This is a genomic window from Mycobacterium shigaense (assembly GCF_002356315.1).
Lineage (GTDB): Bacteria > Actinomycetota > Actinomycetes > Mycobacteriales > Mycobacteriaceae > Mycobacterium > Mycobacterium shigaense.
This window is the reverse complement of sequence record NZ_AP018164.1, coordinates 900949-914844: the sequence shown is the minus strand read 5'-3', so window position 1 is coordinate 914844 and position 13896 is coordinate 900949. Positions and strand designations below refer to the sequence as shown.

Genomic DNA, 13896 nt, shown 5'->3' with positions numbered 1-13896 from the left:
ACGCGTAAGGCAATTGAGGGCGTGTGATCCACGATGAAATTTGTGCTGGCGAGCTATGGGAGTCGTGGCGATATCGAGCCATGCGTTGCTCTTGGTCGTGAACTGCTGAGTCGCGGCCACGACGTTTGCATGGCCGCTCCTCCAGACCTGGTTGAGTTCGCCCAGCTGACTGTGCCCACCGTGGTCGCTTTCGGGCCTGACTCGCGCTCGACTATGAACGCGCACCGCGACTTCTGGACGGCATTCTTCGCCAACTTTTGGAAGATCCGACGTCTGATCAGGTTGCGGCGTGAAACGGTGCTACCCGCCCTGCAGCGCTGGGACCACATCTGCGCCACGCTGGCGTCGTTGACCGATGGTGCGGATCTCCTTGTCACCGGCGTGAATTTCGAACAGGCCGCCGTCAACGTCGCGGATTACCATGACATTCCTTTGGTGACACTGCATCACTTCCCGTTGCGGTCAAACGGCCAGCTCATCTCGGCGCTGCCGCCGCGGTTGAGCCGTGCCGCAATGAAAGTGTACGAATGGGTGGCTTGGCGTCTAAGTAGCAAGCTCGAGCGCGCACAGCGCCGCGACCTGGGCTTACCTAAGGCACGGGGGCCCTTGTCGCGTCGATTCACCGAACGTGGATCGCTGGAGATCCAGGCTTATGACGCCGTGTGTTTTCCCGGGTTGGCTGCCGAATGGGCGCATGGGGATTGGCAGCGGCCGTTCGTCGGGGCGCTGACGCTGGAATTGCCAACGGATGCCGACGACGAAGTCATGTCGTGGATCGCCGCGGGATCACCACCGATTTTTTTCGGCTTCGGTAGCATGCCGATCAAATCCCCGGCCGACGCGTTCGACATGATCAGCGCGGCCTGCGCGCAATTGGGCGCCCGGGCGCTCATTTGCTCTGCCGCAACCGATTTCGGCGATGTCGCCCATGCGGACCATGTGCAAGTTGTCGACACCGTCAACTACGCGACCACGTTCCCTTACTGCCGCGCGGTGGTGCACCATGGTGGCACCGGCACCACGGCTGCGAGCTTGCGTGCCGGCGTCCCCACCTTGATCCTGTCGACAGACATTGACCAAAAAATTTGGGGGGCTCGGGTCACCCGACTGAAAGTCGGTGCCACGCGGAGTTTGTCGAGCGTCACCGAGAAGACGCTGATTGCGGACCTGCGTACCGTCCTCGCCCCGGAATACGCCACGCGGGCCCGCGAGATCGCAGCCCAGATGACCCGACCTGCAGCGAGTCCCCTGGCTGCTGCCGATCTTGTAGAGGGTCTCGCTCGCAGGTCTTCTGTGCCTGAATCAGCCAACGAACCCAGCGGCGCGATGCCCGATCATCACGATGGTCGCGTGCGGGCCCCGGCTGGTGATCTCGGGCAGCACGGAGCCGTCGATCACCCACAAGTTCTCGAGCCCGCGGACCCGACACCGCGGATCGACGACGGCGTGCGGATCCCCGTCGGCACCCATCGGGGCGCTGGCGCAAAGGTGTTGCGAGGTGGCCCATACCGGTGAGCCGACATATGTTGCCGCACTGGCCAGTTCGCGGGCGAGTTCGCTGCCCCGGCGCAACGTCGCGACATCGTCGGGCTCACTGTCGTAGCGGTGTTCGATACGTGGCGACACATCGGGATCTGCCGACACCAGCGTGATGCGCCCCCGCGAGCGGGGCTGCATCAGCGCCACCCCGATATGCGGCCAATCGGGATGGCCTGCGGTGCCGTCCCCGGTCATCGCGACGAAACCGCCTGTATACGGCCTGATCTCGACGCCGTAGTCGGTGCTGAGCACCACCTCCAGCACCGGACGGCCGGCGGCCACCGCCCAATTCGTCGGCAGCACCCATTCGGGGTGGTCGCTGCAAAACATTCCCACCGGTAGCGCGGCCAGCACGGGCACGCCAGCGGCCCGCAGCATCGCCTCATCGCCGACACCGGAGAGCATCAACAAGTGAGCAGATTGGATTGCGCCGCTGCACAGCACAATCCGATCCGCGGTGAGCCTGGTCGGCCCCTGCGGGCCCACCGCATCGACGCCGACCGCGACGGTACCGTCGAAGCGCAGGCGCAGGGCCCGCGTCCGCGCCAGCAAGGTCAGGTTCGGCCGTCGCAGGGCCGGGATCAGGAATCCTGCCCCCGACCCGAGCCGTAGTCCGTCCACGATGTTGAGCGGGACCGTACCCACGCCCGAAACAAGTTCCGGCCCACAGTCATTGAGGTCGGCGATCCAGGGGAAGCCTGCGCGCTGTGCGGCCGACGCAAAGCTCTCCGAGGTCCCGGTCAGTTCGTGGGTGCGGCGAACGCGGATGGGACCCGTGGCGCCATGGGCGGGGCTCGCGAAATCCAGGTCGGTCTCGATCGCCCGGAAATGCCCGACGACGTCGGACCACGCCCAGCCGGGAACGGCGGCCCGATCGAAATCCCGGGGCAGGCCGCGGCAGAAGTAACCGCCGTTGACGGCGCCCGAGCCGCCGACCGTCGCCCCGCGCACGATCGGCACGAGGCGGACGGGCCGGTCGGTGAGCCGGGTCTGATACCGCTTAACCAGCGGGCTGCCGGCACCGATCGGCAGCTGCAACCCGTTCGTGGTCCGCGCCAGCAGGCTCGGGTCCTCGAGGCCGGGTCCCGCCTCGAGGACGGTCACCGCACACCGCGAATCGGCGGAAAGGCGTTCGGCAACAACCGATCCAGCGCTGCCGGCGCCGACAATCAGCACATCGCTGTGCGAGGCAGCCGTGGTCAAGGCAGGAGCTAGGTGCGGATCTGCGGCTTGAGCGCGCGCAGGTTGCGCTCTCGCAACACGCCCCTCCACAGTCCCAGACCATAAGCAAGGTCGTCGACGCGCTTGAGCAAGAGATAAGTCAGCAGCCCGATCGGTTCGGCGTCGTCGCCGGTGCTGTCCCGGCGCCGGAGCCAGTCGACCACGCCGTCCATGACGGCGGCGACCACCAGGACTCGCCTGCAGTGGCGCGACACCACGGCGGCGAGCAGCGCCAGGGGCCAGTAGTGCCGGCACAGAGCCGAGGCCAGTTGCAGCGCCGCCGACCACAGGCCGCGGGTCGCGATCACCACGACGTCGGCGATCGAGGTGTCGGCGCCGCGCATCGCCCTGGCGATCCGCCGGCCGGTCAAGACCGCGATCACGATCGACGCCAGCTGGGACAGGCTGGTCCCCAGCGCCATCAGGATCCACGCCGTCAGCGCCCAGCCGGAGATCACCACCGGCGCCGTCTTGTCCGGATGCCGCACCGACAGCGGAGCTGCGGATCCGCCGTAGAATGCCTTGCGCGCGAGCCAATCTCGCAGCTGCGTGCGGTGGTCGTGGGCGACGAGCGCGATCGGCTCGTAACGCAGGCGGGCGCCCGCTTCGATCAGGCGCCAACACAGGTCGACGTCCTCGCCGGACTGCATGGTCTCATCGAACCCGCCCACGTCGGCGATGGCCGAGCGGCGGCAGATGATTGCCGCACTGGGCACGTAGGACACCGTGCTGTGCGGCAAGACCGGCGCCTCGCGCTGACCGAGGTCCAGCGACGAGTGCACCGCCTCGTAGCGCGCCACCAGGTTCTCGCTCTGGGCCAGGCCGACGATCCGCGGTGCGACCAGCGCGACAGTGGGATCGCAGAAATGGCCGAGCAGGGCTTCCAGCCAACCCCGGCGCGGCGAGACGTCGGAATCCAGGAACGCGACGAATTCGGACGTGCAGGCCGCCAGGCCGGTGTTGCGCGCCGCCGCCGGGCCCCTGCTGCGCGGGTGACGCAGCACCTGGACGTCGCAGTGCGCGCCGGCGAAGTCTTCGGGCTCGATGGGAAAAACCGAACCGTCATCCACCACGATGACGCGCAACCCGCGCAGCTGGCTCACCAGGCGACGCACACCAGAAACGTTGTCCCGCACCGGAATTACCACGGTCACATCCCGGTGTGACGGGCCACCGGCCGGCCGTGGATGCGCCACCGTGGCGTCGAGCAGGGTGCGGGCCAACTGCGCGCTGACGTCGTCGCGCACCTTGAGGCGGCCGTCGGACAGCATGCCCTGAGCCGCGGGAGCCAGCTTGAGCAGGCGGGTCGGCGAGCCGCCGAGCAGAGCCGAGCCGTCGCCGAGTACTCGGACGCGGCGATCGACCTGGACGGCGAATCCGTCCGGCAATCGGGGCGCGGTCATGTGCACCGCTCTCCCCCACAACCGGGAGGCGCGCTCATGTCAGCATCCCGTCGGGCCCGGGTGCCCAGCGGGCGACCCGGCGCACGCAGCCGTCGACCATCTCGGAGAAGATGCGCTTGCCCTCGGCGGCGGTCGCCGTGGTCGGGTCCCCCAGGATGCCCACCGGGCTAACCGCCTCGACTCCGCCGCTGCGCATCGACGGCAGCAGGTCGGGCAGCGGCGCCCGGTTTCCGGCAAGCCAGCGGTCGGTCAGCACATCGGTCGGCGAGATATGCAGTAACACTGATGTTTCGGTGTGGCCGGCATGGGCGTCAGCGCCGGCGGCGGCGCAGGGGCACCAACCGGCGTCACGGCCCTCCGACCGCAGCTGTCGCACGGCGGCGTCCAGCGCCGCGACGTTGCCGCCGTGACCGTTGACGAAGACCAGCCGGTGGCCCCAGGACGCCGCCGACCTGCCGTACTCCACCAGCAGCGTGGTGAGGGCGTCGGTGCCGATGGAGATGGTCCCGGCGAAACTCTGGTGCTCGCCGCTGGCGCCGTACGCGATGGCCGGTGCGACCAACCATTGCTCGTCGAGGCGGGCCCGTGCCCCCCGGGCGACAGCGGTCGCGATCCGGGTATCGGTGTCCAACGGCAAGTGCGGACCGTGTTGCTCAGTCGACCCCAGCGGGATCAATATCGACGACGAGGTGCTTGACAGCTGGCTCGACGTCGTAGTTCCTAACTCGCCGAGTACGGGCACTCGGTGATGGTAGGCCGAATTCACCTGGCGTGCACCAATTGTTGCACCTTCAAAGTTAACTTTTTTCTGGGCTGTTCATCGAACGGTCGATATTCGGCTCGTGCGTCACGGTTGCCCCGCGCGTATCACAATTGTCGTCGGCGTCGATTCTGCTCGCTGATAGCTACTTTCGCCAGTACCCGACTGGCACATCCACCGACCAATTCAATACCTGGCAAAGCCGCCCGAATTGGTCAAGATCGGCATGGGTCCGGGCTCAGCCCTCCGGAGCCGACGGCACGCCCAGGGCCCGCGTGAAGCCGGGTGGCAGCAGGATGTCGGCGGGGGTCAGGTCGTGCACCGAGGCATGCCCGAGCCCCATGAGCGCGGAGTCGATGCCGCCGCGCAGAACGTCGAGCACGTTCTCGACGCCAGCCTGACCATTCGCGGCCAGACCCCACAGATAGGCGCGCCCGATCAGCACCGCCCGCGCCCCCAGTGCCACTGCCTTGACGACATCGCTCCCGCGCCGGATGCCACCGTCGAGCAACACCTCGACCTGGTCGCCGACCGCCGCCACCACTGGCGGGAGCGCACGGATCGACGCCGGTGTCCCGTCCAGGTTGTTGCCGCCGTGGTTGGACACCGATATGGCCGAAACCCCGGCATCCACAGCTCTTTTCGCGTCATCGACGCGCATCACGCCCTTGAGCATGAAGGGGCCGCCCCATAGCTCGCGCAACCAGGCGATGTCCTCCCACGTCGGCGGGGGCGTGCCCATCCACTCCCCGTAGGCGGCAAAGAAAGGTGGACCGGCCTCGCCGCGCGCCGCCTGGTTCGGCACCGACAACGCCGGCGGGCGCAGGGTCTTCGCCCACTTCAGGAACCACCGGGGCTTGAAGGCCGCCTCCGGTGACAGTCGCAGAATGGTCCGCAGGTTCATCTCTTCGGGAATCTTGGGGCTGCCCCAGTCGCGCCCGTGCGAGAAGGACCAGTCGGTGGTGACGATCAAACCGACCGCACCGGCCGCGCGCGCCCGCTCCACCCGCTGCGCGATCGCGTCACGGCCGCCCAGCCAGTACACCTGGAAGAACAGCTTGGGGTTTGCCGCGATGACTTCCTCGATCGGCTTGCTGGCAAACGAGGACAGACCCATCGCCGTTCCGCGTGCGGCGGCGGCTCGCGCGACGGCGACCTCGCCGTCGGGGTCGACCGCTTGAACGCCGGTGGGGGAAATCACCACCGGCATGGAAATATCCTGTCCCATAACGGTGGTCGACAAGTCACGCTTTTCCTGAGCACCTATGACGTGAGGCGCAAAGCCGAGCTCACCGAAAGCTTCGACGTTATCGGAGACCGTAATTCCTTTTTCGCTCGCCGCAACCAGTGCCGCATAAACGGATTTCGGCAAGCGGCGCTTTGCGCGTCGCTGAGCGATAGCGACAGTTTCGAACCATTCGTCGGCCACGGTTAAACCGGGCTCTCGTTACACAGCCGCGCCGGCGGTTGCTGCGGCGGCCGCACCGACAGGGTCAGCGGCACCGGCTGGCGGATGCGTTGGCCGCGCGAGTGGTCGGCACGCGGGCGCGGGGTCTGCCGGTCGCGCGCCAGCGCGGAGGCGCTGCGCCCCTGGACGCATTCGGGGTCCGGCCCATCCATCGGCAGGCCCATGAAGAACTTCGCCGCCATGCAGCCGCCGCGACAGCTGTCGTAATGCCCGCAACTGCCGCAGGCGCCCGCCGACTGCGGCTCCCGCAACTCGCGGAATAGCGGGGCGTTCTTCCATACGTTGTCAAAACCAACCCCAAAACCGGTGTCCGTCAACACGTTTCCGGCCAGGAATCGGTCGTGGATGGCGAACGGGCAGGCGTAGACGTCGCCCACCGGGTCGATCAGGCACACCACCCGGCCGGCTCCGCACATGTTCAGGCCGGCCAACGCGCCCGACGAGCCCAGCGGCGCCAGATGGAAGAAGGAGTCGCCGGTGAGGACCCGCTCCCCCTTGGCGACGAGCCAGTCGTAGAGCTGGACCTGCTGAGCCGCGGTGGGGTGCAGATCCTCCCAGACATCCGCGCCGCGCCCGGACGGCCGCAACCGGGTGATCCGCAGCGTGGCGCCGTAACGGCTTGCCAGGGCAGCGAATTCGTCAAGCTGGTCGACGTTGTGCCGGGTGACCACCACGGAGATCTTGGCGTCGGAGAAGCCGGCCGCGGCGAGGTTCTCCAGCGCGCGCACCGCCATCGCGAACGAGCCGGGCCCGCGGACGGCGTCGTTGACGTCGGCCGTCGCGCCGTCCAGCGAGATCTGGACATCCACGTAGTCGCTGGCGGCCAGTCGGGCGGCGACCTCCGGGGTGATGCGCACCCCGTTGGTCGAGAACTTCACCCCGACGTGGTGCTCGGTGGCGTAGTCGACCAGCTCCCAAAAGTCCGGGCGCACAGTGGGTTCCCCGCCGCCGATGTTGACGTAGAACACCTGCAGGCGTTCCAGCTCGTCGATGATGTCCATGCATTGGCGGGTGGACAGCTCTCGTGGGTCACGCTTGCCCGACGAGGACAGGCAGTGCACGCAGGCCAGGTTGCAAGCGTAGGTGAGCTCCCAGGTCAGGCAGATGGGTGCGTCCAGTCCGTGCTCGAACTGCTCGATGAGCCGGGGAACGGGGGCCGCTGTTGTCATCGATGGTCCTCCTGGGGTACCAGCATGCGTGAATCGACCAGCACACCCAGCGCGTGTAGGTACGGCGCCTGCCCGGAGTCGTCCAGGCCCGCGGCGCGCAAGGCCGACCGGACGTCGGGATGGTCGGCCAGCGAGTGCACCACCGCAAGGATGGTGCGGTTCTTCAGAAAAGACAGCTTGCGGGTGCCGAAGTGGTAGAGCAGTGCGCCAAACGGTTCCGGTCGAACCGCCACCTGCGGGTGCAACCGCCAGCCGCGATCAGGATCGAACAGGGTTTGCCCCGGCCCGGCCTGCGCGGGCGCAGGCACGGTCAGTAGACCCCGCACATACCGTCGATGGACACTTCCTCCACCAGGCTTTCGGTGACAAGCTCGGTGGCAGTCTCGGTCTCGTGGTCCATGAATCCGCCTCTCGTTAGGACTCGACAATGATCGGTCGATCTGGACACAATATGGCATCGAGTGCCGCAATGGAAGGGCGGACCTGATGATGCCGCAGTCGCGACTGGGCCGGCGCCGCTCGACGACCCCCCAACACATCACCGACGTCGCCATCGAGCTCTTCGTCAACCACGGCTTCGCGGAGGTGAGCGTCGACGACGTCGCGCAGGCCGCCGGCATCTCCCGCCGGACGCTGTTCCGCTATTACGCTTCCAAGAACGCCATCCTTTGGGGCGACTTCGACACCCACCTCGCCCACCTCGAGGACCTGCTCGACGCTGTCGATCCGCAGGTCCGGCTGGGCGCGGCCCTGCGCGCGGCGCTGTTGGCCTTCAACACCTTTGACGAGTCCGAGACGGTCGGGCACCGCCAACGCATGCGGGTCATCCTGCAGACCGCCGAACTGCAGGCGTATTCGATGACCATGTACGCGGGCTGGCGGGGGGTGATGGCGGCCTTTGTGGCCCGCCGGCTGAATCGGAAGACCGACGACCCGCTGCCCCAGACGGTCGCCTGGACGATGCTGGGCGTCGCGCTGAGCGCCTACGAGCACTGGCTCGGCGACGAATCGGTGACACTGCCCGACGCCCTCGGGTATGCCTTCGATGTCGTCGGCGCCGGCCTGAACGACCTCGAACCGTGAGCGCCGGTTCTGCGGCGCTGGTATCCGAGCACCGGGGGCAGCTGGGACGCCCCGGCCGCCTGGCCCTCGATCACGGCCGCGGCGGTCGAGCACGCCGACCCGCTGTGCGCGAGGCTTGCCCAACCGCCGCAGACCAACGAGGTGGGCCGATCCGCGGCGCTGATCGGCGCACTGTTGCGGATAAATCACGAATTTGGCTTGCTCGTATGACTTTTCGAGGTCGGATCGAGCGCCGGGCTGAACCTGCGGGCCGATCACTACCAATACCGGCACGCCGGCGGGCAGTGGGGACCGGTCGACTCGCCGGTGACCATCGACGACGCCTGGCGCGGCCGACTGCTAGTGAATTGGGAATGATTGCAAGGGTTTTCCCGGCGGCCTAGCCGTTGGGCACTGCCTCGGGGTTGGCGATTCGGATCGGCGTTCCGTCCAGCCAGGCCACCACGGCTTCGATGGTGTCGGCGTAGAAGGCGGCTAGCATTTCCCGGGTGACGTAGCCGAGATGAGGCGACAATGTCACATTCGGCAGCAGGCGCAACGGATGGTCGGGCGCGGGCGGTTCGGCGCCGAAGACGTCCAGCCCGGCGCCGGCGATGCGCCCGGCACGCAACGCGGCGATCAGCGCGGGCTCGTCGACGATCGGTCCCCGAGAGGTGTTGATCAGGTAGGCGTGCGGCCTCATCAGGGCCAGCTCGGTCTCGCCGACCACACCGCGGGTGCGTTCGGAGAGCACCAGGTGGATTGAGACCACGTCGGATTGCTCGAACAGCTCCGCCTTCTCGACCTTGCGCGCCCCGGCCGCGGCCGCGGTCTCGTCGGTGAGGTTTTGACTCCACGCAATGACGTTCATGCCGAACGCTTTCGCGTATTCGGCCATTCGGGTGCCGGTCCTGCCGAGGCCAAGGATTCCGAGTGTCTTGCCGGACAGTGTCATACCCACCGTCGTCTGCCACCCGCCGTCGCGCATTCGGCGATGTTCGTCGGCGAGATGACGTACCGTGGCAATCATCAGTCCCCAGGCCAGTTCCGGAGTCGCGTCGCGCACGGCGCGGAATCGCGGGCTCGCGAAATCGGAGTGTGCGACCAGGACGCCGTGATCGGTGGCGGCGTCCAAGTCCAGGTTCGGCAGGCTTCGCCCCACGATCGTGATGAGCTTGAGGCTCGGCAGCCGCTCGATCAGCGTGCGGGGCAGGGCCATTCGTTCGCGCAGGGTGCACAGCACCTGGAACGGCCGCAGCGCTTCCACGGCCTGCGCTTCGGACAGGTGCCGGTCGAAAACGGAGACCTCGGAACGGCTTTGCACCGGCGACCAGTCCGCGAGTTCGGTCGCGACGCGGGCATAGTCGTCGAGGATCGCCACTCGGGGCATGCGGATCAGCCCAGCAGTTCGGAGATGGGGGTAGCGGCGGCGATTTTGCCGCGGACCTTCATGACCTTGCCGGGCATGCCGCCGCCGACCACGCCGACGACGACGCCATCACGCTCGTAGTAGGCCAGGAACTTTCGTCCGTCGTCTTCCACCACATGCACGATGTCGGTGGCCTCCGGCTCGCCGAGGCACTGGATCTTCACGTCGTACTGGTCACTCCAGAAGTACGGGACCACCACGACCTCGGGCACCTCCTGCCCCAGCATCGCGGGCACCACGACTCGTGCCTGGTCGGCGACATTGCTCCAATGTTCCACCCGCGCTTGGTGTCCCGCCGCATCCCGCCAGGATGCGACGTCGCCGAGCGCCCACACGTTGGGCGTGCTGGTTTTTCCGGACTCGTCGCAGATCACTCCGTTGTCGACCTCGACGCCGCTGCCCTCGAGCCATTCGGTGGCCGGTCGCGATCCGATGCCGACGACGACCAGGTCCGCGGTCAGCTCGGTGCCGTCGCTGAGCACCACCTGCTCGACATGCCCGTCGCCGAACACCTCCGCCACGCCGACACCGGTGCGCACGTCCACGCCCTCGTCGCGGTGCAGGCGAGCCACCAATTCACCAATCTGCTCGCCGAGCACCGCGGCCAGCGGGGTAGGTTGCGGCTCGACCAGCACCACATCGACGCCCAGGCTGCGCAGGCTGGCCGCGACCTCGCAGCCGATGAAGCCGGCGCCGATCACCACGGCACGCCTGGCCTCGGATGCGTGTTCGCGCAGCGCCATGCTCTCGTCGAACGACCGCAGCACACGTATGCCCTCGAGATCCGGGAATGCCGGAATGCGCCGCGGAACCAACCCGGTGGCGATCACCAACTCGTCGTAGCCGAGCACGGTCCCGTCGGCGAGGGTCACCGTCTGCGCGCTGGGGTCCAGGGCGGTGGCCGCGGCGCCCAGCCGCAGCGTGATGTCTTTTTCCTCGTAGAACTCGCGCGGCTTGAGCGCGACGTCGTCGACCTCTTTGCGCAGCACTTCCTTGGACAGCGGCGGCCGATCGTAGGGCAGATGCGTCTCGTCGCTCACGATCGTGATGCGCCCGGGGTACTCCGACCGGCGGAGTTGCTCGGCGGTCCGGGCGGCGGCCAGCCCGCCGCCGACGATCACGATCCCTTTGTCGCTCTGGCTACTGGTCACGTGGTGTTCATACACGATCGCGAATCAGTACTTCAAGGCGCCCTTGTCGACGTTGATCTGGGTGCCCGAAACCGTGCCGGACCCGTCGCCGGCGAGCCACACCACAACGTCGGATACCTCGTCGGGTTTCATGAAGCCATTGGGCTGCAGCGGCATTGGCGGGAAGCTGTGCACGAAGGCGGGATACTTGGCGAAGATCTCCATCATCGCCTCCGGCTCGATCATCGGGGTGTCGATCGAGTAGGGGTGAATGGAATTGACCCGGATGCCGAACTCCCCCAGCTCGATGGCCAGCGTGTTGGTCAGGGCGGTGAGCCCGAATTTGCTTGCGGCGTAATGGCCGTTGCCCGGGGTGGCCTTCACGCCCGCGGCCGAGCTGACCACCACGATGGAGCCACCGTTGCCGGCCTCGATCATCGCGGGTATTGCCGCGCGCAGGGTGCGCCAGGTGCCGGTCAGGTTGACGCCGATCACCGTGTCCCACTGCTCGTCGGTGAGCTCCCAGACCCGGCCCCAGCCCAGCACGCCGGCGTTGGCCACCACAATGTCGAGGCGGCCGAATTGTTCGACGCCGTCGGCAACCAGTTGCCGCACCGCCGCATCGTCGCGGACATCGACCTCGCGGGCCAGCACCTTGCGCCCCTCCGCCTCCACCAGCCGCACGGTTTCGACCAGGTCCTCGGGCGTCGCCGGGGTGTAGGTCACCGTGCTCGACACCGGCGCGCAGATGTCGAGCGCGATGATGTCGGCGCCCTCGCGGGCCAGCCGCACCGCGTGCGATCGCCCTTGGGCGCGCGCCGCGCCGGTCACGAACGCGACCCGTCCCTGCAGTGCTCCACCCTGACCCGCCACGGGCACGCCCCTTTCGCCGAAAAACAGGCTAGCAGCGGAACTGAAACGTGTTCTAACGTCTCCCGAAGTCGGGACCGGTTCAGATCTCCGAGATGATCTGGGTGCGGCGGACGTTGTACTCCTCGTCCGTCACCGCGCCGCTGGCGCGCAGCGTCTCGAGCTCTTGGAGCCGTTCGGCGATCGACGGTTGACCCGGTGCGGCAGCGGGTGTGCCGGCAGCGGGCTGCGCGGCCGGCGGCTGCTGTTCGACCGCGCGGCGCACCACAGCCTGGATCTGCGCGCGCAGCCCTGGGTTCGACCGGATGTCGACCATCCGGTTCAGTGGAACCCCGTTGGCCTTGAGGATCTGCAAAATCTCCATCAACGGCCCGGCTTGCCCGCTCAAATCGTAGGTTCTGTTGTCCTCGGCCAAGTTGAACTGGGCTGGCACCAGGCCGTTGACCAAAGCACTGCGTTCCCAGTCGATTTGGTGCTCCTGGGTGGTGGGATTGACCAGCACCACAAGCTTGCGTGCGGTGAGATTACCCAGGCGGGTGACGCTGGCGATGACCCGGTCCTGGCGCTCGAACGGCACGAACCCCGGTCCGGCGATGTGCAGGTTCACCTTGACTACCGGCTGCTCGTTGATCCGGGTCCCGGTCTCGGTGAGCCCGGTAATCTGGGCCAGCGCAAGCACTCCGTGCTGCTCCAGCTCCGCCGATTTGGCCGCCGACTTCGCGCCGTAGTTGGTCAACGCCAGGGCGATCAGCACATCGGCCACGGTGATGAGCAGGCCGACATAGAGCATCCACTGCAGCAGGTTGTCCAGGCCGAGGGTGAAGTACACCACCAGGAAAATCGGCCCCACCAGGCCACCGCACAGCAACACCAACAACTGTGTCTTCAGGTAGCGCGCCAGCACGTATCTCTCCTAGCCCTCGGGGAGTCCGTGCCAGACTAGCCCCGCGCCGGTCGCGGTACAGCGGAACCGCAGTCGCGTCCGCGTTTGCTCTTGGCTTTGCGGGCTAGTTAAGCGCTTCCACCGGCGCAAGCGTTCAGCGTGGCGTCACTTTCGGCCGCATCTTGGCGGCATCCGAGCCGGCGGTCGGTGCGTTCGCGTGCGACGCTGCCAGCACCGCGGGCGCGGCCGCGACCGGCGGCGCCACCGCCGGCAGGGCGCTGGCCGACGACACGTCCAAGGCTTCCGCCTGCGGGGCGACCGGCAGCGCGGTGGCCGACGACACCGCGGCGTCTATTTCCGCTGGCGCGGAAGCAGCCGCGGGCGCTGCGGGCGCATCTGGATATCCCGGCGTCTCGACCCGCGCCGACGCGAGCACAGCGCCGGTTGCCGGCGATCCGGCCGGCGACGAGGCGATCGCGGCGCTCACCGGCGCCGCCACCGCCGGGGAGACGGCCGACGACAGCGGCGCGGCAGCGGCGGCCGGGGCCGCGGCCGGCGCCACAGCGGCAGGTGCCTGCGCCGCACCCGCCGCGGGCACCCCCGCCGCGACCGAACCCGCCTGCGCCGCGCCGCTGATCAGCGGCTGCGTCGCCTGCAGGGGCGCGGCGTTGGACGCCTCGACGCCCGCATACTCGGCGGCGCCGCTGCTCATCAACTGGACGAATTGCTGGTGGAACTGCGCCGCCTGGGCGCTGATCGCCTGATATGCCTGCGCATGCGCGCCGAAGAGCTGGGCGATGGTCGCCGAGACGACATCGGCGCCCGCCGCAGAAACGCTGGAGGTTGGACCCGATGCCGCCAAGTTGGCGTCGCCGATCGCCGATCCGATATTGGCCAGGTCAGATGCCGCCGCCGCCACATACTCCGGCGTCGCGTTCACAAACGACATCCGAACCTCCCGC

13 protein-coding genes and 2 pseudogenes are annotated in these 13896 nt (G+C 67.8%); 3 read left to right on the top strand and 12 right to left on the bottom strand.

Annotated elements, in window-relative coordinates; all coding sequences use genetic code 11:
• Nucleotides 1-33 precede the first annotated feature (33 nt).
• Nucleotides 34-1281: pseudogene (locus MSG_RS04370) on the top strand (glycosyltransferase); the annotation flags it as partial.
• A 21-nt stretch (nucleotides 1282-1302) separates the two neighbouring features.
• Here MSG_RS04370 and mftG read toward each other — a convergent pair.
• From mftG to mftA, 7 genes are all read right to left on the bottom strand, one after another.
• Nucleotides 1303-2742 (bottom strand): mycofactocin dehydrogenase MftG, encoded by a 1440-nt coding sequence (gene mftG / locus MSG_RS04365; RefSeq protein ID WP_096437418.1) that lies wholly within the window; start codon nucleotides 2740-2742, stop codon nucleotides 1303-1305.
• An 8-nt stretch (nucleotides 2743-2750) separates the two neighbouring features.
• On the bottom strand, nucleotides 2751-4163 hold the full coding sequence (gene mftF, locus MSG_RS04360; protein WP_096444050.1) for a mycofactocin biosynthesis glycosyltransferase MftF: 1413 nt from the start codon (nucleotides 4161-4163) through the stop codon (nucleotides 2751-2753).
• A 34-nt stretch (nucleotides 4164-4197) separates the two neighbouring features.
• Complete coding sequence (mftE, locus tag MSG_RS04355) at nucleotides 4198-4929, bottom strand: mycofactocin biosynthesis peptidyl-dipeptidase MftE (RefSeq protein ID WP_096437416.1); 732 nt, start codon at nucleotides 4927-4929, stop codon at nucleotides 4198-4200.
• 232 nt (nucleotides 4930-5161) lie between these two features.
• A complete protein-coding gene (mftD, locus tag MSG_RS04350; protein ID WP_096437414.1) occupies nucleotides 5162-6352 on the bottom strand; it encodes a pre-mycofactocin synthase MftD in 1191 nt (396 codons plus the stop codon).
• Between the two features lie 2 nt (nucleotides 6353-6354).
• Complete coding sequence (gene mftC, locus MSG_RS04345; protein ID WP_096437412.1) at nucleotides 6355-7560, bottom strand: mycofactocin radical SAM maturase; 1206 nt, start codon at nucleotides 7558-7560, stop codon at nucleotides 6355-6357.
• The gene (gene mftB, locus MSG_RS04340; protein ID WP_181159138.1) at nucleotides 7557-7886 is read right to left on the bottom strand and encodes a mycofactocin biosynthesis chaperone MftB; all 330 of its coding nucleotides are present in this window, start codon (nucleotides 7884-7886) and stop codon (nucleotides 7557-7559) included. Before mftB ends, mftC begins: the two co-directional genes overlap by 4 nt.
• On the bottom strand, nucleotides 7871-7960 hold the full coding sequence (gene mftA / locus MSG_RS04335) for a mycofactocin precursor MftA (RefSeq protein WP_096437408.1): 90 nt from the start codon (nucleotides 7958-7960) through the stop codon (nucleotides 7871-7873). Before mftA ends, mftB begins: the two co-directional genes overlap by 16 nt.
• An 86-nt stretch (nucleotides 7961-8046) precedes the next feature.
• Here mftA and mftR point away from each other — a divergent pair, with 86 nt between their 5' ends.
• Both mftR and MSG_RS04325 read left to right on the top strand, forming a co-directional pair.
• A complete protein-coding gene (mftR, locus tag MSG_RS04330; RefSeq protein ID WP_162899146.1) occupies nucleotides 8047-8643 on the top strand; it encodes a mycofactocin system transcriptional regulator in 597 nt (198 codons plus the stop codon).
• Nucleotides 8644-8982: pseudogene (locus MSG_RS04325) on the top strand (DUF2332 family protein); the annotation flags it as partial. It lies immediately after the preceding gene.
• A gap of 40 nt (nucleotides 8983-9022) precedes the next feature.
• Here MSG_RS04325 and MSG_RS04320 read toward each other — a convergent pair.
• The 5 genes from MSG_RS04320 to MSG_RS25820 all read right to left on the bottom strand — a co-directional run bounded on the left by MSG_RS04320 (nucleotide 9023) and on the right by MSG_RS25820 (nucleotide 13883).
• Entirely contained in the window at nucleotides 9023-10012 is a 990-nt protein-coding gene (locus MSG_RS04320; RefSeq protein ID WP_096437406.1) for a D-2-hydroxyacid dehydrogenase family protein, read from the bottom strand.
• A gap of 5 nt (nucleotides 10013-10017) precedes the next feature.
• Nucleotides 10018-11217 carry an NAD(P)/FAD-dependent oxidoreductase gene (locus MSG_RS04315; protein ID WP_096437404.1) on the bottom strand — a complete coding sequence of 400 codons (1200 nt, stop codon included), beginning with the start codon at nucleotides 11215-11217 and terminating at the stop codon, nucleotides 10018-10020.
• Between the two features lie 9 nt (nucleotides 11218-11226).
• Nucleotides 11227-12054: a mycofactocin-coupled SDR family oxidoreductase gene (locus tag MSG_RS04310; protein WP_096437402.1), complete on the bottom strand. Its 828-nt coding sequence runs from the start codon at nucleotides 12052-12054 to the stop codon at nucleotides 11227-11229.
• A 79-nt stretch (nucleotides 12055-12133) separates the two neighbouring features.
• The gene (locus MSG_RS04305; protein WP_096437400.1) at nucleotides 12134-12955 is read right to left on the bottom strand and encodes an SHOCT domain-containing protein; all 822 of its coding nucleotides are present in this window, start codon (nucleotides 12953-12955) and stop codon (nucleotides 12134-12136) included.
• A gap of 133 nt (nucleotides 12956-13088) precedes the next feature.
• A complete protein-coding gene (locus MSG_RS25820) occupies nucleotides 13089-13883 on the bottom strand; it encodes a PE family protein (RefSeq protein ID WP_105886860.1) in 795 nt (264 codons plus the stop codon).
• Nucleotides 13884-13896 lie beyond the last annotated feature (13 nt).

Bases quoted from the DNA above. Each gene is read 5' to 3' on its own strand.
- MSG_RS04320 (WP_096437406.1), bottom strand. From the start codon at position 10,012: ATGCCCCGAGTGGCGATCCTCGACGACTATGCCCGCGTCGCGACCGAA.
- mftC (WP_096437412.1), bottom strand. From the start codon at position 7,560: ATGACAACAGCGGCCCCCGTTCCCCGGCTCATCGAGCAGTTCGAGCAC.
- mftR (WP_162899146.1), top strand. From the start codon at position 8,047: ATGATGCCGCAGTCGCGACTGGGCCGGCGCCGCTCGACGACCCCCCAA.
- mftF (WP_096444050.1), bottom strand. From the start codon at position 4,163: ATGACCGCGCCCCGATTGCCGGACGGATTCGCCGTCCAGGTCGATCGC.
- MSG_RS25820 (WP_105886860.1), bottom strand. From the start codon at position 13,883: ATGTCGTTTGTGAACGCGACGCCGGAGTATGTGGCGGCGGCGGCATCT.
- mftA (WP_096437408.1), bottom strand. From the start codon at position 7,960: ATGGACCACGAGACCGAGACTGCCACCGAGCTTGTCACCGAAAGCCTG.